We start from the raw sequence: 18,720 nt of genomic DNA on the forward strand, positions 1-18,720 counted from the left end.
ACGGAGTGGCTCCCCAAGAGGAATAATTTTCCAAAAGAGCGGTGGTTTACGGCCATCTGTTAGCGCAGCGGGGCGTATCCTATTATTAACTACGAATTAGTCCCGCCAAGTTAACTAAACTGCTGAGCATAAAACCGGGCATAACGGCGTTCCAGTGCTAACAATTCTTCGTGGGTTCCTGATTCGACAATTTGCCCTTGTTCAAGCACTAAAATCCGATCGCATCGCCTAACTGTAGATAAACGGTGGGCAATAATAAACACAGTCCGGTTTTGCATCAGTCTTTCTAGTGCTTCTTGCACCAATGCTTCTGACTCAGAATCTAATGCAGATGTCGCCTCATCTAGAATCAAGATTTGCGGATTCAGGAGAACAGCACGAGCGATCGCAATTCTTTGTCTTTGTCCACCTGATAAGTTTACCCCGCGCTCACCCACCCAAGTATGATAACCATCTGGTAGTTGGCTGATAAACTGATGGGCATTGGCAATTTTCGCTGCTTGTGCAACTGCTTCTAAATCAAAGGAGTCTTGTCCAAAAGCAATATTTTGGGCAATTGTCCCCGAAAACATAATGGTTTCTTGAGGAACAATTCCAATTTGTCGCCGCAAACTGTGAAACTTGACATCCCGAATATCAATACCGTCAATTAAGATTTGACCAGTGATGGGGTCATAAAAACGCGGTAAGAGATTCACAAAAGTGGTTTTACCAGCACCAGAAGCACCCACAAGCGCGATCGCTTCACCTGGTAGAACTAATAAACTGATATCTTTTAATACAGGTTCACCAGGTTTATAAGCAAAAGAAACATTGTGATATTCTACTTTGCCAGTGACAGCAGGTAAAGCGATCGCGTCTGGCTTTTCTACTACCGTCGGTTGAATTGCCATTAATTCAAAAACGCGATCAACAGATGCTTCACCTTGCTTAAATTCGTTGTAGTTGTTGGTAACGTGGCCAATGGGATCAATTAACAACACTGCTGCGGTCAAGTAGCTGAAAAACTCCGCCACCGTTAAGTTACGTTGGGAAATCTGCCATCCTCCCACTATTAGCAACGATAATGCACTCAAGGCTTCCAGAAACCCAACTACAGGAATCTGAATTGCTTTGAGCCGTTCCGCCGAGTATTTCGCTTGCAAACTGCGTTCTGCTTCATGACCAAATCGGGCGATTTCGTAATTTTCAGCAGCAAAAGCTTGTACCAATCGGATACCGCTAAAAACTTCTGTAAGAATTGCTGATAAACCCGACACACGATTTTGACTTCTTAAAGAATACTTGCGTAGCCGTTCACCAAACCAGCCAATTAAAACACCCATCAGCGGTGCAACAATCACCGTTGCAAGTGTCAACTGCCAATTTAGGTAAATCATGTAAATCGGAATTGCCAGCAATTGCAAAACGCAGGGGATAAAGTCGTGAAATACTTTATTTACAACTTCGCCAACTCGGTCAACATCTTCCGTAAGTCGGTAAGATAAATCACCTGCTTTTGCCGTTTCAAAATAGCTGAGATTTAGCTTTTGGAGATGAGCATATACTTGTTGGCGCAGATGAAAAGCAACTCGTAATGAGGCTTTGGCCATGTACATATCTTGTACAGACTGAAAAACACCTCTGATTAGAAATACTAAAGCACAAATCCCAGCTATTTGGGCGATCGCTACTACATTACCTTGTCCAAAGGGAGTTGCCAATTTCCCAGCGAGATTGATCAAAGTCAATGTCGCCAGCACATATCCCACGATACCAACAAATCCCTTGGTGATGGTTTGCCATTGGGGCCGGAGATAGGGCAGCAGTTGCCAGTAATTAGAACGCGTTTTCAAGCTTTAACGTCCACAACGATATTTTTCCTTGTTTGACGCTATCAGCTTTTGGGGAGTTTCTGAACAGTTAACTGATACTGTTGTGAGAATTTGTTGGTGTTTCCCAGCGTAGTAACTTTGGCAACTGCGACAAGTGGACACCATAGTTAAAAATCCAGAGGATAATCTCTAAAATCAATAAATTTCGTACCCAAATTAGTTCAGGTTGAGGATTTAAAAGCGTTAGTCCTTGATAAAGTTGCCAGATGCGGTAAGGCAAGTACAAGCAAGGTATCATCACCCACACGCACGAATGAAATTTTTTTACCGTTAACTTTTCGGATAAAATTTGCAATCCCAGCATGAGAAAGTAAGAAGCTAGCACAATCAGCACTTGATGGTAATTCCACCAGACGCCCCACAAAATCATTGTTAACAGGGGAAGTGCCAAACCTAATACTAATACAATCAAGAACCACACCTTAAACCACGGCGGTAATGGTTCCGGGATGCTGAAGGGTTTAGAATCTCTCCAAACCCAACCAACAAAAGCTAAAAATGATGTTGCACCCACGAAAAACAGGAGATTTTCTAAGAATAGGTAGAGGTTGAAAGAAATCATTATTATCAACGTCAGGAGTATATGTCGTTCATTTTTGCTTTTTAACGACCTAGCCAAGTCTTAATAATGTCAAGAAGGCTGGAACCACCCCAAATCAATGCCAACAAAATCGAAGTAGTCAAAATTGCTCCCATCACACATAAGACTAAACCTCCCAGGCTGATAGCTCCATCATCTTCCAGTAAGCCAAAGCTAGTCACGAAAATCCCCATTGCTGGTAGGGTATTGGTTCCCGGAATTGGAATCATCATCGAAATTGCCATTAAGGCGATCGCACAGCCAAGTATGACTCTACCTGGTAAAGTAGTACAGATATAGCTTAGACGGGGGCGAGCGTAGACGCGTAGACGTGTAGCGGCTTGTCGTCAGACATCGCTTCAATTTTTCGTAACCAAGGAATTCCCGCTTTTAAAAACCCCTGCACTGTCTCAAGTTTAATTGGATGGTCGGTCATTCGCTGAGGTAGCCAAGGGATTTTAGCACCAGCAATCAGCTGTACCGCTAGTAAAAAAATCAAGATACCAAAAGGAACTGAGTATCCTGGTGCTGGAACAGGCAAAGCAGAGGGTAAAGATAAGACAACTAGCAAAAAGCCAAAAATTCTTTCCTTTGCTAGCAGCAGAATCTCTGCCAAAGTTACTTTTGAGGGTCTTTCTTCCTCAAAAAAATAGCGTTGTAATTCGTTTGATAGTCTAGACATAGATTACTTAAAATTTAGTATAATTATGTCAAAAAGTACATCAAAAATTTACCGAATTTTGGGCTTTTAACCTTTGTGTCTTAGTGCCTTAGTGGTTAAAAAACTGATTTCAGAATCCAGTTGAGAAGAGTTGATTTGTTAATTTCATATTCAAATTCACCAACGCCAAAAATAATATTAATACATTAACTTCTTTTGTAATCTTAAAAATGTAATCATAGGCAGTAGATTTTGGGTTATGGATGTAATATGCAAAGATATTTGAAAGTACTTGGACTATTTTGGAGTGCCGCCATAGCAGCTGAGTTGGAGTATCGCGTCAACTTCGTCATAGCTACCCTCAGCAGCTTAGGCAGTCTTGCAGGCAGTCTCTTCGGACTATTTTTGTTTTACCGTACTGGCTATACTTTTAGTGGCTGGTCATGGGAAGCAGCTTTAGTAGTTTTGGGGATTTTTACCTTACTGCAAGGTTTTTCTGCCACTTTTCTCGCCCCAAACTTGAATCGCATTGTTCGCCATGTGCAGGAAGGTACTCTTGACTTTGTATTATTAAAACCTATCCGCAGTCAGTTTTGGCTTTCTACTCATACCCTTTCACCTTGGGGACTACCAGATTTAGTTTTTGGGAGCATCATCATTGGCTATGCAGGTGAACGCCTCGGCATAGGCATAGACGATTACATGCTGAGTGTAGTGCCGCTGTTGTTCGGCTTGGTAATTCTTTATAGCTTGTGGTTTATGCTGGGAGCGATGAGTATTTGGTTTGTGAAAATCTACAACGTCACTGAAGTGCTACGCGGCTTATTAGAAGCTGGAAGATATCCGATCACAGCATATCCCAGTACTTACCGCTTTTTCTTCACCTTTGTAGTACCAGTGGCTTTTTTAACGACTGTACCAGCAGAAGCGATGCTGGGTAGGGGTCAAACTAGCTGGTTGATAGGTGCGGCTGGGTTAGCGCTAGTCCTGTTTTTATTTTCTACCTGGTTTTGGCGGTTTGCGTTGCGGTTTTATACTAGTGCTTCGAGTTAGAGTGAAGCGATGCCTGCGGCGGCAAGCTACACAGATAATTGAAGTTAAAAATCAACTTTTGCGACTCGTAAATTAAGTTTCTGACTCGTAAACTAACTTTTGCGACTCGTAAATTAAGTTTCTGACTCGTAAACTAACTTTTGCGACTTGTAAACTAACTTTTGCGACTTGTAAATCAACTTTTGCGACTCGTAAATTAAGTTTCTGACTCGTAAATCAACTTTTGCGACTTGTAAACCTGTCAATCTCAAAAAATTTCAGCAAATCTAGCCGCATTAATCTTGTTCGCTAATCTCCAGACTCTAAAATTATCGCTCTTAAGTTTTGAAGCTATTTTCAGAGCGATCGCTCCTCTTCATACCGGATTTTTACCTGAATTTTGTAAGTTTTTGTAAAAATATTGAATAAATTTCAGGAAATTTACATAGCGGATATGATGTCAATAGAGAAATCACGCAAATACAGTTTAAAACCAAAAAAAGGTCTAAAATGAGTTCTGAATCTAACGTCAAACTGACGATCGCTCTTGATAATCCAGATTTAGATGCAGAGGAGCAAGAGAAAGAAACACGAAATCTCTTGCGAGAAATTAGAGATTTAGATGTAGAAAGCGCTGAACTTGTAGCAGTTACAGAAATACCCGAAGGCTCAAAGGCGTTAGGAGGTTTCCTACTGGGAGTGTTGCAAGCAGAGGTGAGCTTTGCCAATTTTAAGAAAGTATTGGGATTTGTGGGCGATCGCCTCGGTAACAAAACTATTGAAATGGAAGTTGAGGCTAACGGTAAAAAACTCAAGGTTAAAGCCAGCAGCCAGCAAGAACTAATGAGCGCGATCGCCGCAGCGCAAAACTTTGTAGCAGCAAGCTGAGAAATGCCATAACAGGAAAGAGGATAAGGACATGACGAAGGTAGCACTCCTAATAGGAATTAGTGATTATGAGCCTGGTCTTAATCCATTACCTGCGTCGGTAAAGGATATGCAAGCGATCGCTAAAGTTTTGCAGCATCCAGAAATGGGTGGATTTGCCCAAACGGATATCCAAAAACTGGAGAATCCCGATCCTCAGAAAATGCAGGAAGCGATCGAGACGCTGTTTAGCGATCGGCGTAAAGATGATCTTGTAGTACTTTACTTCTCCGGTCACGGCATTAAAGATGAGAGCGGTAAACTTCACCTCGCCACTCGCCTTACCCGCAAAAATCCCCAAGGGCGACTCATCAAATCAACCACCGTTCCCGCCAGCTTTGTTCATAACATCATGAGCGATAGCCGCTGTAAGCGCCAAGTCGTAATTCTCGACTGTTGCTTTAGTGGGGCGTTTGCTGAGGGGTGGTCAGCCAAAGATGATGGTTCTGTCGATATCCGGGCTGAACTTGGTGGCGAGGGGCGAGTTGTCTTGACCTCTTCTACTGCTAGTGAGTATTCTTTCCAACAAAAGGAAGCAAACCTTTCGATTTATACCCGTTACCTGATTGAAGGTATTGAAACAGGTGCCGCAGATTTAGATAATGATGGTGCAGTTTCGGTTGATGAGTTGCATGAGTACGCCAAAAAGAAAGTTCAAGAAGCGGCTCCCGCCATGCGACCAGAAATTCATGCAGTCAAAGAAGGATTTAAAATCCTGTTGTCTAAAGCACCTATTGGTGATCCAAAACTGAAGTATCGCAAAGAAGTAGAGATTTATGCTAGTCGCGGCGAGATTTCGATTATTGGTCGCAGAATATTAGATGCCCTACGGCAGAATTTGGGATTGCTCCCTGAAGAAACTGCTGCACTAGAAACTGAGGTTTTAAAACCTTATCGAGAGTATCAACAAAAATTGCAGCAATATGAGCAAGCATTAGTAGACGCGATTCGACGCGAGCCGACTTTGAGTGACTATACTCGCAATGATTTGCGACGTTATCAGGAAATTTTAGGACTTAGAGATGAAGACATAGCATCAATTGAGACGAGAATTAGTCCCAAAAATGAATCAGTTCCATTTCCAGATAAAGTTATAGCGTCTAAAAGCATCTCCCCCAAAGATGATGTAACACCAGTTAAAACATCAAACAAAGCTGTTGCAGCAAATCAAACCGATACTCCTACGCCCAATATAATAAAACCTCCAAGTATTCTTGCTACTTCTGTTGGAGTTCTAAGAAACCCCAGAGTCATGATTGGAGCAGGTGTCCTCGCTACTGTGGTTCTAACTTTCTCTTTCTTGGTGAAGCCGCATGATGCTTCAATGACGACACCTAGCCCAGTAGAATCATCTACTCTTAGTGCCACTCCCACTGTCTCGCCTACAACCGAGATGAGTGCTAAAAATTTCTATGATAGGGGACTCGAAAAGTCTACTAAAAAAGACCATAAGGGAGCGATTGAGGATTTCAATGAGGTGCTGCGGCTCGATTCCAATTTTATACTTGCCTACAACAAGCGGGGTGATGCCCGTAGTGCTCTTAAAGATTACAAAGGAGCTATTGAGGATTTAAACCAGTATATTCGGATTAATCCCAACGATGCTAACAGTTACATTAGTCGAGGCTGGGCCTACTATAACCTGTACAATTACAAGCAAGCTATTATCGATTACAACAAAGCGATTCAAATTAACCCCAGGTACGCTCTTGCCTATAATAATCGAGGGGCAGTCTACGCTGACCAAGGTAACTACGAACAGGCAATTTCCGATTACACCAAAGCCATTGAGTTTAAGAATGATCCACTCAAGTGGCCCTACTACAACCGGGGTGATGCCCGCCGTAACCTGGGAGATAATAAGGGAGCGATTGAGGATTATAACCAGGCTATCCGTATCGATCCCAAATATACCAATGCTTACAATAACCGAGGTCTTGCCTACGCTAACCTAAAAGATTATAAGAAAGCAATTGAGAATTATAGCCAGGCTATTCGTATCGATTCCAATTATGTCTATGCTTACTACAACAGGGGTGATGTCCGCTCTATTCTCAAAGATAAGCAGGGAGCGATCGCAGATTATCAAATAGCCGCCAACCTTTATCAGAAACAAGAAAACACAAAGCGATATCAACAGACATTAGAAAAACTCAAAGAGTTGCAAAAGTAGCTAGATTTTGGCAATAATTATCTGCTAAAGATGGGAAGCGATGGCATCTTTAATGCCACATTTATGAATAACTATAAATGTAGTCCAAACAAATCAAAAAAGCCAAAATCCCTCATAAAATATCTGGATTCTCTCCTAATTCTCTTAATCTAGCCGCTAATCGATCTACTTGTGCAACTGCGGCTTCCTCTCTTGCAGCAGCAGCTTGTAACTGTGCAATTGCGGCTTCTTCTGGTAATAAAACCAAATTGCCAGCCACATCATAAAACCGCAACCATACCGCCGTTTCTCTGTCTATTGTTCCCTCGCTCGTCCCCAACCATAAGCCTAAACGCTTACACCATAACCAACCGCGCTCATTTGGCGTTAAAGGCTGATACTGCTGATTATCATCTAAATGCCACCCTTGCAAAGAATTAGGTTCAAAGGGATCATAGACAAAATAATCTGAGGTACGGAAAGTTTGTTCGTAAAGATTTTTCTTAATACCCTTGTCTATTGCTGCCGTAGATGGTGACATTAATTCCACAATGACATCGGGATAGCGACCATTTTCTTCCCACACCACCCAACCTTGTCTAGAGTTATTGCCCTCAACATTCAGCACTGCAAAAAAATCTGGACCACGGAAATCACGATTACGAACTTGGGCGCTACTGTAGTAAATAAACATATTGCCCCCAGCAAAAAAATCATTGCGGTCAGCAAAAAACTGCTGCAATGACCGAATCAGGACATTCATGGCAATACGATGTCGATTTGATTCCAAAGGTTCACCATCATCAAAAATTAAATCTGTAGGTGGCATGGGGGGTTCCCATTCCACAACTGCTGCTGGGTTTTTCTCAGTATTCATGAGCGATCGCCTTTCTCAGAAAGCCTTAAATCTCTATCATAATCTGCCCATAACTTACTCAATTAAGACGTGCAGATTATAAATAGTTATAAATTATTGTTTACCCAATTTCTAAAATTACGCATAGCTTGACTTCTGCCAATGCTTAAACACTGCTGAACATACTCATTGACTAATTCAATAATCGGGATATTAGGGAAATTAGGACTAGATTGAGATTTGATATATTTACCCTGCTGTAGCAACGAAATTTCTAAACCTTGTTTTGTATATCGCCAGAGTTCAGGAACTCCCAAAATTTCATAGTTATCAAATTTAGTGCGGGAGGTAATATCAACTTCGATTGCTAAATCGGGTGGCGGATCTATAGTTAAATCAATACGATTTTTCCCAATTACAGCCGCTTGATTTTGAATATAAAAACTGGTATCTGGTTCTACTGCTTGCCGCATTAGTTCATTTTTCAGTGTTGTGGAACCAAAAGGCTCAAAATCAATTTGGAGTTTGTCTAATAAAATTCTCACTAACTCACCAAAGATTTCTTTATCTTTTTCGTGTTCGGGTAGAGGAACCATAATTTCTAACCAACCATGACTATAAGAAATACGTGCGGCACGCCTTTCTCCCATTTCTTCTAAAATATTCTCTAACTGCTGCCAACTAACATCTTTGAGCAACATTTGTTGGCCTGGTTTGACGATAATTTGTTGTAGTTTTAAAAGCATATCGCCTCACAGAGTAAGTGTAGATATTATTCTAAATCCATTAAGTCAGTGACGCGATCGCCTGGGTTTGATACTTTGCACCGTCACATCTAACTCAACTTCCAACCAATATTTCCGGTAGAATCAATTTCTGAGGACTGTGGATAGGGGGAACTTGGGGTGCCTACACTTGGCGTGAACATTGACCACATCGCCACCATCCGACAAGCGCGGCGGACGGTGGAACCAGACCCCGTGGCGGCGGCGGTGCTGGCAGAATTAGGGGGTGCTGATGGCATTACAGTGCATCTGCGGGAAGATCGGCGGCATATCCAAGACAGGGATGTGCGAATATTAAGGCAGACTGTGCGATCGCATCTGAATTTAGAAATGGCCGCTACAGATGAGATGCTGGCGATCGCTCTCGACATCAAACCCGATTACGTGACTTTAGTACCTGAAAAGCGCGAAGAAGTCACCACAGAAGGCGGATTAGATATCGTTGGGCAAATTGCTAGAATAGGTGAGATAGTTGATAAATTGCAAAACGCTGGCATTCCAGTTAGTTTATTTATCGATGCCGAACCAGCACAAATTGAAGCATCCGTCAATGTAAAAGCAAAGTTTATTGAACTGCACACTGGGCAATATGCTGAGGCTAAGGATGAAACAAATCGTCAGCAAGAATTAGCCGTATTAGCTAAAGGGTGTGAGCAAGCAATTCAAGCCGGGTTGCGAGTAAATGCTGGTCATGGACTTACTTACTGGAATGTTTATCCGGTGGCTGCACTTCCAGGGATGGAAGAATTAAACATCGGTCATACAATCATCAGTCGGGCAGCATTAGTAGGTATAGAAAGAGCCGTCCGCGAGATGAAACAAGCCATACACGGGCATGGGCCATAGGAAATAGAAAACGAACCTATACCCTGTAACCTGTAACCTAGAGGGGTTATCACTGCGAAATCTAGAAATTGAGAGCAAATTTTCAGCAAAAACTTCTATGAGCGCAACACAGTCTAATAACCTGCCGCTTTGGGTACAGGATCGGGATAAGGTGATAGCAGAAGGCACTGATACACAGTGGCGCTATCAAACACCTCCTGATTATTCTCGCTCAAAAGAGAACCTTGCCAACGAGAGTACACGCAATCATCTTGAGGGTACACTAGAGGCGATCGTAGAAAACTTGGTGAGAACCTTCGAGATGGAGGTATCTTTCAAAACTAACCCACAGCAGTGGTTGTCTATTGTGAATGACAAGTTTCGCGTGAGTAATAATGGCGGATTAGAGTATACAGCAGCAGATTTAGCTGCACAAGGTACTTACAATTTGTTTATGGCTGATTCAGAACATTACAAAGCTTCAGAAGAAAGCTTTGAATCATCTGCCAAAGTTTTCCACACAACATTTCCCCAAGGATTTCCGTGGGAAGTGCTGGAAGTTTTCTCAGGGCCACCAAATGTAACATTCAAGTGGCGGCATTGGGGACATTTTAAAGGTGCATACAAAGACTATGCACCGACTGGAGAGACATTAGAAATTATCGGCATGAGCGTTGCACGCGTCACTGATGATTTGAAGATTGTTTCTTTGGAACACTACTTTGACAACAATCTGTTTTTAGAAAAACTGACAGATGGTGGCAAACAGTCAAATAGTGAAAATCAAGGAAGTGCTTGTCCCTTCAGTTCTTGGTTCAAGAAATTCCACAAGAGTTAGTTTGTAGGGGTACAGTACTGTACCATTGGTGTCAACTTAACGTGAAAGCCTAGTCTGATAAGCATTTCAAAGTTTTTCGATGTACCACCTAGACTTGAGATCCCCCCTAACCCCCCTTAAAAAGGGGGGAATTAGAATCGAATGCCCCCTTTTGAAGGGGGTTGGGGGATCTGAAACTACTGGAAATTGAGTGTTTGAGCTGAAGTTGACACCAATGAGTACTGTACGCTGTACCCTTAAATTATTTAATAGCAACCAAAGGATGAAAATGCAAACATACTATTACGTTTTGGCAAGTCAGCGCTTTCTCCTCCAAGAAGAACCCATAGAGGAAGTTTTGAAAGAGCGCACTCGTTACTACCACGAACAAGAAAAACAAATTGATTTTTGGTTGGTTCAGCAACCAGCTTTCTTGGAAGCACCCCAATTTGCAGAAATAAAGGCGAAGTGTCCTCAACCAGCAGTAGCGATTATTTCGACTAATTCCCAATTTATTACCTGGTTAAAACTACGACTAGAATACGTTATCACCGGAGAATTTCAGGCTCCTTCTGAAACAATCCCTGATGCATTGGCATCGCTTTCTACTGTGTCGTAGGAATGGGGCATGAGGCATTGGTAAAGGGTAAAAGTTAAAGGGTAGGGAGATGGTTTTTCCCTTTTACTCTTACCCTTTTCCCTTTCCCCCTCTTAAGAATCCCCAATCCTCACTTTTCTTTAGGGGGAACAAAAGATATTTTTATAAAATCTTGTAAGACACCATCATTTACCCATCTAACTTTTGTGCAGAGACTTAAGATACCAAGTGTTTTAGGATTAGCGATGTCTAGCTTGAAAAGTTCAGATGTCTCCCACAAGCCGCCCTGTGGGCGTCTACAGTGGAAACCACCGCTCCACGCCAGTTGCTTTCCGACGCAAGGCAACAGGAACGCACTGGCTCGACTTTTCGCTACAACGAGCTTTGCTTACGCAGGTTTAATTGGTGGCATGAGTTCTGTCTTTGCCCAACCAGCTATTCCCGCTTGTCAACCTCCGAGTGCGGGTGAGTATCTTTTATTAGTAGTCAGCCCCACAGCAGATAATCAAAAGCAGTTGCGTAGTGCCTTACCGCCTCAACTCAAGACTGCCACCTGTAAATATCTCAACGAGACAGTTACGCGAGTCGGCGGGTTTAACAAAATTGAAGATGCCAATCGTTGGGCGAGGTATATTGGCAATATTGTCGGGTTGTCTGCCATCATCACCACTCGACCAACAGTAGCAAATGTACAGCCATCGCAGCCATTACAGTCATCTCAGCCATCGCAGCCATTGCAGCCACCTCAGCCATCTCAGCCATCTCAGCCATTTCAGCAGCAAACAGTCAGCTACAATCCCCAAGCCTTAGGACAGGGTTATGCAGTGTTGGTGGATTATTTCAACCGTCCCGAACTGGCAAATAATGTGCAGCAAGTGGTAGGGGGTAACGTGGGTTTTGCTTCCTATGGTCAACGTCCTTACTTACTGGCAGTTCATACCACCAACCAAAAAGAAGCATATAGCACATTGCAAACACTGAACGATCGCGGTTTTTTTGCTGTCTTAGTAGATAGTCGTAAAGTAATGCTACTGCGGCCAGTTGTGCGTTTATAGTAATTACCAAGTTACTAGGGTGCGTTTACGTGCAAACATTGATCATCGATAACTACGATTCTTATACATTTAATCTGTATCAGATAATTGCAGAAATAAATGGAGAGCTGCCGCTGGTTATTCGTAATGATCAAGTTGATTGGAGCGAGCTGACAAAACTGGTATTCGACAATGTAGTGATTTCTCCTGGCCCCGGTCGTCCAGAAAAGGCTAAAGACTTCGGTATTTGCCAACAAGTAATCCAAAATGTGGACGTACCCCTGCTTGGTGTTTGTCTTGGACACCAGGGACTTGGCTATCTATATGGTGGAACTGTTATCCATGCGCCAGAAGTCATGCATGGGCGATTAAGCAAGATCTATCACAATGACTCTGAGCTATTCAAAGGAATTTCCAATCCTTTCTGGGTTGTACGCTACCACTCCTTGATTGTTTCAGAAGAATTACCAAGCTGCTTAGAAAAAGTTGCCTGGACTGATGAAGGACTCGTAATGGGTCTGCGTCATCGTCATCTACCATTTTGGGGTGTGCAGTTCCATCCAGAATCTATCTGCACTGAATATGGAAGGAATCTGCTAGAAAACTTTAGAGAAATCACTTGGCAATTTGCTCAAAAAAAAATCAGAACTGGGAAATCACAATGGACAGGATACAAGGGAGTTTCTCCGGTTCCCACTAGCTGTATACCTCAGCAAAGCCAGGAATTTGAAGTGTACAGCAAAAAATTGGATATTTATCCTGATGCAGAACAGGTATTTGTCCATCTTTTTAGCAAAGAACCAAACAGCTTTTGGCTCGACAGTAGCTTAGTGGAACCTGGTCTTTCTCGCTTCTCTTTTATGGGAGGAAGTGGTGGAACAAACAGTCTATTGGTTCAGTACCACACCCAAACTAGAGAACTGACCATTACTAAGTTAGGCAAAGTAACACGTTGCACAGAAAATATTTTCGAGTATCTCAAACGTGAACTTGAGCGCCGACACTGTTTGTCTGATGAGCTTCCTTTCGATTTCAACTGCGGATTTGTTGGCTACTTCGGTTATGAACTCAAGGCATCTGGTTCTGAGCTAGTGCATCCTGCATTACTTCCCGACGCCGTTTTTCTTTTAGCTGATCAAATAATTGCTTTCGACCACCAGGAACAGACTACCTATCTGTTGTATCTTGCCAACAAGGGTCAAACCACATCAGCAGAAACTTGGTTTGAGTCAATGGAGCAAAAACTTCGCCTACTCCCCCCCCTACCTCCGATTGTGCCGCAAGATAGCCAAGACCTCATCACCTTCCGTTTAAGCAGGTCTTACCAAACTTATATCGAAGATATTCAAAAGTGTCTACATGAAATCCACGAGGGGGAGAGTTACCAAGTCTGCCTGACGAATAAGCTTTACACAGATACTACGCCTGAACCGCTGGCATTTTATCGTATATTACGCCGAGTTAATCCAGCACCTTATGCAGCATTTTTACGCTTTGGTGAAATTGCTATTGCTTGCTCATCCCCAGAACGATTTCTTCGCATTGATCGCCAAGGCTGGGTAGAAACTAAACCAATCAAGGGTACTCTTAGGCGTGGGCAGACTGTTGAAGAAGATTTTGTACTGCGTGAAAGTTTGCGTAACAGTGAAAAAGACCGGGCTGAAAACCTGATGATTGTGGACTTGTTGCGTAATGATCTTGGGTTAGTCTGCGAGGTGGGTAGTATCCATGTTCCAAAATTGATGGCTGTAGAAAGTTATGCAACTATGCATCAACTTGTTACCACTGTTCGCGGTCGTTTACGCTCCGACATGAGAGCCACCGATTGTATCCGCATGGCGTTTCCTGGTGGGTCAATGACAGGCGCTCCCAAGATTAGAACTATGCAGATTATTGATCAGCTTGAGCAAGAGGCGCGGGGGGTTTACTCAGGGGCGATCGGATTTTTGGGTCTGAATGGTGCAGCAGACCTGAATATTGTGATTCGTACCGCAGTTCTGACTCCGCATGAAACTTCTATAGGGATAGGAGGTGGTATTGTCGCCTTATCCGATGCTCAAGCGGAATTTGAAGAGACTATGCTGAAAGCAAAGGCTTTGATCCAGGCGATGCTTTTCACTGTCTATGGAGAATCCAAGGGTGAGTTACTTTCTATCGAAGCGAAGAATAAGGGTTTGAGCGATCGCTTTTGGTATTGTGCAAAGTGCGATCATACTAAATAACAGATTGATCTGTATTCAGAAAGTTTTCTTCTTTTCTATTTCGTAAGCCTGCAATAAATATCCACCATTAAAATGAATCAGGTGAGTTGCATCTTCAGCAACCCAAACATCCGTTTCCCAAGCAATCTCTGCCAGATATGCCACCATTGCCTTGCGGCTAAGAAATGTTGTCACCATAACTAGAGGTATTTGAACCCCTCTAAATAAGGCTTCAAGTTCCTTCTTTCGCTTAGGATTGATTGGGTCATGTGAGGTTACAGCTTCAATCAACACTAACCAATTATTTGTTGTTAAATGGATAATGACATCTGGCATTTTGCCGTGGGAATTGACAGTAACGCCCAAATCTGCTAACGCTGTTTCATCAAAGTGGGCAAACTTTTCATCTGTATCACCAACATAAATGAGCTTTCCATTGGGGGTAAAACGAGGAGCAAAATCATTAATAATTTTTTCAATGAGAATATTCTGACCACCTGGCGATAAAGTTTTAATTTCTCCTGCAATCATTATCGGAATACGAGACATTTCACGCTCTTGAGCATACTGTTTTTTTAAGGTTTCAACCGAAGCAAGGTACGTGCAGATGCTCTTTTCCCATTCGTCGGTAGCGTAAGTTCGTAATAGTTCGAGCGCACTCTCTTCAATCTGATATACAGTTTTGGGACTGTTGATAGGGCGGCTCGGATTATCTGGATTAGCAACTATCAAAGCTGCATCCAGAAATTGATGCACTGTCTGGCGGCGAACAGTTTCACGTGTGTTCGGCTTATAGGTTTTGCCATAATGCTCAGCCATGAAGTTCATCATTGGCGTAATTCCTATAAAAGGTGAAGTTGCTAATTGCCAAGAATCTGTCGGCTTTAAATCAAGCAACGCTAGAAGGGTTAATGCTGACCGTTCATTAAGTTGTGCTCGTGGAAAGCCCAATTGCGTCAAAATTTGCAGCGCTTCATCAATTCGAGACTTAATTACAATGGGATTATTACCTGACTGATTCGACATACTCAGTAGCTTATCTTCTATAAGTTCGTCGATTTCCCGTAAAGAAGGAAACTGCTCTTTAATGCCCGTCCCTAAAGACAACAGCTGTTCCAAATTAGGATACTTTAATTTCCGCAAATCTGTTGCATTGACCTGAGTATGCCCATTGAACAACCGAAAAAATAAATCAACCAGGGTTGAATTGAGATAAACAGCAAGCCCACGAGCCAAGGTAAGGCTAAGTCCACGCCCATCTTTGTGAAAGTAATTCAAGTGATTTTCAAAGCCGACATATCCATAATTAAATTGGTCGGCATCATAAACCACTGCAACAATCCGCCTTTTCTGTTCTTTAGACGAGAATCTTTTACATAAAACGTAATGCTCATTTGGAATCAGAAGATTCGCTGTTTCTTCTATATGCACTATGGCTTGGGACTTTTTGGTTCTTTTTGGATGCTCTACATATCCATTCAATAAATTCACTGGATAAATTAAAGGAACGGTATGATTTTCTGGATTTGTTCTTAGGTACTCTTTTGCTCGGAAATCCACTACCCGTCCGGTTGAAACTGTTAGCCCCAGGTCTTGCAATGTGTAGGTAAAAAGTGCCATTCGCTGAACGACTTGCTGGCTAATTTTGTCTGGAAGAATATGAATAAACTGCTCTGGATCATCGGAGTGAACTAAGTCTGCATATGATACAGAGTGTGACATAATAAAGTCATCATTAGCACCAGAACTAGTATTTATGATTACGCTACTAAACTTTTGCTCTTGTTTTTTAGCTTGGATAATGACAGTTTCTTGTAAAACATCATCATCACTAAATGCTTCTTGACGTGACTCAAAAAGATGTACTTGCTGTAAAGCCATCATCTTCAAAAACATCTTCCGAAAGTTACGAAAATACGGCCCATTGCAAAAACTGCGCGGGGTAATCGCTACAAACTCCCCTCTTGATTTTAGAAGTTGCATTGTAGCAGCCATAAAACCAGTGTAAAGATTGCTAGTCTCTAAACCGATGGAACGCAGCAATTCGCGCACCTTGGAATGAGCGTTGATTTTCAAATAAGGTGGATTGAGAATAGCATGGGTAAATTCTGTTGCGTTTTCACTATTCAATAAACCAGCCTGAAGCAGCCTAACTGCATCTTCGATAAAATCAGTTTCACGAATTTCATAATTGAAGGAAATATCCATATACTGACATTCCCTCTCACATAGTTTTAGCGTCTGGTGCAAATATCTGATTAGAAGAGGGTCAATTTCATAGGCTACAACGCGCAAACTTGATGTGTGTTGTTGCTGGCATACTCTTGCTACAAAAGCGGCTACTAATGAACCGATTCCTGCTCCGGCATCAAGCAAGGATATTTCAGGAAAATCTAAACTATCAAACATCCCAGCCATCAATTCCGCTACTGGAGCAGGGGTTAGAAACTGACCCATCGACCCTTGTTTACCTTGCTTTAGCTTTAAACTTGCTACAGCCCGACAAAGATCCACTTCTGCAAGCAAGTTACCACTTGATAGTTCTGCTAGACTATTGAACCCCAAACTCTTGGTATGAGTTGCTATGAATGCTTTACTGCTTGATGGGATGATCACGGTCTGTCTTTTTAAATTGCTATCAAGTTTATTTTATTTGCCTCACGCAGAGGAGCCAGTGCTGTGCGGGGGTCTCCCCCATCCCCACCCCGTTGAGGCGACTGGCGTGCGCGGAGGCGCAGAGAAAGAGCTTAAAATTAAGACTTTTGCAAGAAGTTTACTCAGTACGGGCTATGCTGGCAGCACTTACAAAAGTCCGGCTGATTCATACAGTCGTTTGAGCATTGCTGTAATCTTCGTACCATAATTTAAATCTGCTGCCCAGCGCCCTGATAACTGCTCGATTAATGGCGCAACACCGCGTGTAACAAAGCGGAACCGTGGATCTACTACTTCCTGTACTAGGGGTTCTAGACTAGCGTACGCTTTTAAGTGTTGGATGTGTGCCCTCACGCCAATTCTGGCACTTTCAAAAGACGCTGCCTCCACACCACCACCAATTGCGCCTAAGCCTGCAAAGTTATTTTGCTCAGGTCTAATACCACCGCCAAAGCGTAAAAATCCAGTTTCTACACACATTTGGCAAAAAGCAATGTCATAGTTCACCCCCTCTATACCTGCTTCTTCCCGATAGAGTTTAGGGATGTCAGGAAATTTTACTAAAGCATTTTCATTGTTATTTCTCAGGAATAGTTGCAACTGTACTTCTGAAGTATTACCATTTGACATCACTCGATCAAATTGACCTGGGCAAACTGCCAAATTTGATCGCAAGCTGACGGTACGAGTTGCAGCATCCCAGCTGACTGCAACATTGAAATCCCGCAGTTCGATCGCTTTGACATATACTATTTTGCGATAGGTGATCCGGCGAACATTAGACGCTTTCGATAGGTCAATCCGCAAGCGATCCACTAAATCGATGGGGATGTATGCGTTACCATTAATCAGCACCCCTTGCTCTAAGTAATTCTGCCCGTTAATGTTGATATTAATTGCCGTATAAGTCGGTTCTTGAGGAGATCCAGGACTGGGGTCAATTACACGACTCCAAGATGCTAATCCGTCGGAAATTCCCAAGGCAAAATCGCGGCGGCGAGTTTGCAGCAAAGCGCGATCCTCTGGACTGCTAAGAAAACCCACTTGCATCGATAAAGAAGGCAGCGTTGTCCGGCGACAGAATGCCAAACTACCCAGTCCACTATCTGTATCTGGTTTGACTCCCCGATTGGGTAACTGGGGTACGCGACGTAACAACCCCATTAGCAATAGTTCAGCATTGCTCTTGCGCTCATTATTATTGGCAATATAAAAGACGCTAGCCCCACGCACAGAAGGACTGCTAGCTGCATCAGATTCAATTTCTAGGGCTACATCACCCCGACGACCACGGGAATTTATCCAGGTGATAGTTTGAGCTGCACTTAGATCATCTGGGACTGCCAAAACTTCAAAACTCCGGGCCCTCAGTTCTGTTACAATCAAGTCCCGTAGCAAGATCATTTCTCTAGCTTCGGTTGTATCACCTGCGATCGCACCTGGATCAATTCCTCCAGCTTCCTTGCCTCCGTGAGCCGCCGAAATAAAAATACGTCCCATCTTCAGTATTTCCTCTGATAAAATCAAGCGTAAGCAATTCTATAGATCATTCTTGGTCTAGCAACAAGAATATAATAGCCATCAGAAGTCTTTTGTTATTTGTCCAAAGTCAAAAGTCAACTGTCCAGAGTTAAATGTTTACTTTCCTTTTACCACTTGAACGCCAGCCGCCTCAAGTCAAGCCACTGCCTTGCGGGGGGAACCCCCGTTGTGGCAAGTGGCG

14 protein-coding genes and 1 pseudogene are annotated in these 18,720 nt (G+C 42.8%); 8 read left to right on the forward strand and 7 right to left on the reverse strand.

Going from position 1 to position 18,720, the window contains the following annotated elements:
* Positions 1–110: 110 nt before the first annotated feature.
* From HCR01_RS10665 to HCR01_RS10675, 3 genes and pseudogenes are all read right to left on the reverse strand, one after another.
* Positions 111–1,835 carry an ABC transporter ATP-binding protein gene (locus tag HCR01_RS10665; RefSeq protein ID WP_193196175.1) on the reverse strand — a complete coding sequence of 575 codons (1,725 nt, stop codon included), beginning with the start codon at positions 1,833–1,835 and terminating at the stop codon, positions 111–113.
* A 67-nt stretch (positions 1,836–1,902) separates the two neighbouring features.
* Complete coding sequence (locus HCR01_RS10670; RefSeq protein ID WP_193196176.1) at positions 1,903–2,436, reverse strand: hypothetical protein; 534 nt, start codon at positions 2,434–2,436, stop codon at positions 1,903–1,905.
* 41 nt (positions 2,437–2,477) lie between these two features.
* Positions 2,478–3,136, reverse strand: a pseudogene (locus tag HCR01_RS10675) (exopolysaccharide biosynthesis protein).
* Between the two features lie 249 nt (positions 3,137–3,385).
* Between HCR01_RS10675 and HCR01_RS10680 the strand changes: the two are divergent.
* The 3 genes from HCR01_RS10680 to HCR01_RS10690 all read left to right on the forward strand — a co-directional run bounded on the left by HCR01_RS10680 (position 3,386) and on the right by HCR01_RS10690 (position 7,247).
* The gene (locus HCR01_RS10680) at positions 3,386–4,168 is read left to right on the forward strand and encodes an ABC transporter permease (RefSeq protein ID WP_193196177.1); all 783 of its coding nucleotides are present in this window, start codon (positions 3,386–3,388) and stop codon (positions 4,166–4,168) included.
* A 489-nt stretch (positions 4,169–4,657) separates the two neighbouring features.
* Complete coding sequence (locus tag HCR01_RS10685) at positions 4,658–5,035, forward strand: hypothetical protein (RefSeq protein ID WP_162397831.1); 378 nt, start codon at positions 4,658–4,660, stop codon at positions 5,033–5,035.
* Positions 5,036–5,066: 31 nt separating this feature from the next.
* Complete coding sequence (locus HCR01_RS10690) at positions 5,067–7,247, forward strand: caspase, EACC1-associated type (protein ID WP_193196178.1); 2,181 nt, start codon at positions 5,067–5,069, stop codon at positions 7,245–7,247.
* 112 nt (positions 7,248–7,359) lie between these two features.
* Here HCR01_RS10690 and HCR01_RS10695 read toward each other — a convergent pair whose 3' ends face one another.
* A complete protein-coding gene (locus HCR01_RS10695; protein WP_193196179.1) occupies positions 7,360–8,103 on the reverse strand; it encodes a Uma2 family endonuclease in 744 nt (247 codons plus the stop codon).
* A gap of 86 nt (positions 8,104–8,189) precedes the next feature.
* Complete coding sequence (locus tag HCR01_RS10700; RefSeq protein WP_193196180.1) at positions 8,190–8,828, reverse strand: Uma2 family endonuclease; 639 nt, start codon at positions 8,826–8,828, stop codon at positions 8,190–8,192.
* A 159-nt stretch (positions 8,829–8,987) separates the two neighbouring features.
* Between HCR01_RS10700 and HCR01_RS10705 the strand changes: the two genes are divergently transcribed.
* The 5 genes from HCR01_RS10705 to pabB all read left to right on the forward strand — a co-directional run bounded on the left by HCR01_RS10705 (position 8,988) and on the right by pabB (position 14,363).
* A complete protein-coding gene (locus HCR01_RS10705; RefSeq protein ID WP_193196181.1) occupies positions 8,988–9,713 on the forward strand; it encodes a pyridoxine 5'-phosphate synthase in 726 nt (241 codons plus the stop codon).
* A gap of 97 nt (positions 9,714–9,810) precedes the next feature.
* On the forward strand, positions 9,811–10,530 hold the full coding sequence (locus tag HCR01_RS10710) for an ester cyclase (protein ID WP_193196182.1): 720 nt from the start codon (positions 9,811–9,813) through the stop codon (positions 10,528–10,530).
* A 268-nt stretch (positions 10,531–10,798) separates the two neighbouring features.
* Positions 10,799–11,128 carry an MgPME-cyclase complex family protein gene (locus tag HCR01_RS10715; protein ID WP_193196183.1) on the forward strand — a complete coding sequence of 110 codons (330 nt, stop codon included), beginning with the start codon at positions 10,799–10,801 and terminating at the stop codon, positions 11,126–11,128.
* Between the two features lie 389 nt (positions 11,129–11,517).
* Positions 11,518–12,162 carry a hypothetical protein gene (locus HCR01_RS10720; RefSeq protein WP_226889261.1) on the forward strand — a complete coding sequence of 215 codons (645 nt, stop codon included), beginning with the start codon at positions 11,518–11,520 and terminating at the stop codon, positions 12,160–12,162.
* A gap of 29 nt (positions 12,163–12,191) precedes the next feature.
* Positions 12,192–14,363, forward strand: coding sequence for an aminodeoxychorismate synthase component I (gene pabB, locus HCR01_RS10725; protein ID WP_193196184.1), 2,172 nt, complete (start codon positions 12,192–12,194; stop codon positions 14,361–14,363).
* A 15-nt stretch (positions 14,364–14,378) separates the two neighbouring features.
* Here pabB and HCR01_RS10730 read toward each other — a convergent pair whose 3' ends face one another.
* Entirely contained in the window at positions 14,379–16,958 is a 2,580-nt protein-coding gene (locus HCR01_RS10730; protein WP_320073101.1) for a BsuBI/PstI family type II restriction endonuclease, read from the reverse strand.
* 186 nt (positions 16,959–17,144) lie between these two features.
* Positions 17,145–18,497, reverse strand: a complete 1,353-nt coding sequence (locus HCR01_RS10735) for an N-acetylmuramoyl-L-alanine amidase (RefSeq protein WP_193196185.1) — start codon at positions 18,495–18,497, stop codon at positions 17,145–17,147.
* Between the last annotated feature and the right edge of the window lie 223 nt (positions 18,498–18,720).

It is taken from the genome of Nostoc sp. MG11 (assembly GCF_014904695.1).
Lineage (GTDB): Bacteria > Cyanobacteriota > Cyanobacteriia > Cyanobacteriales > Nostocaceae > Komarekiella.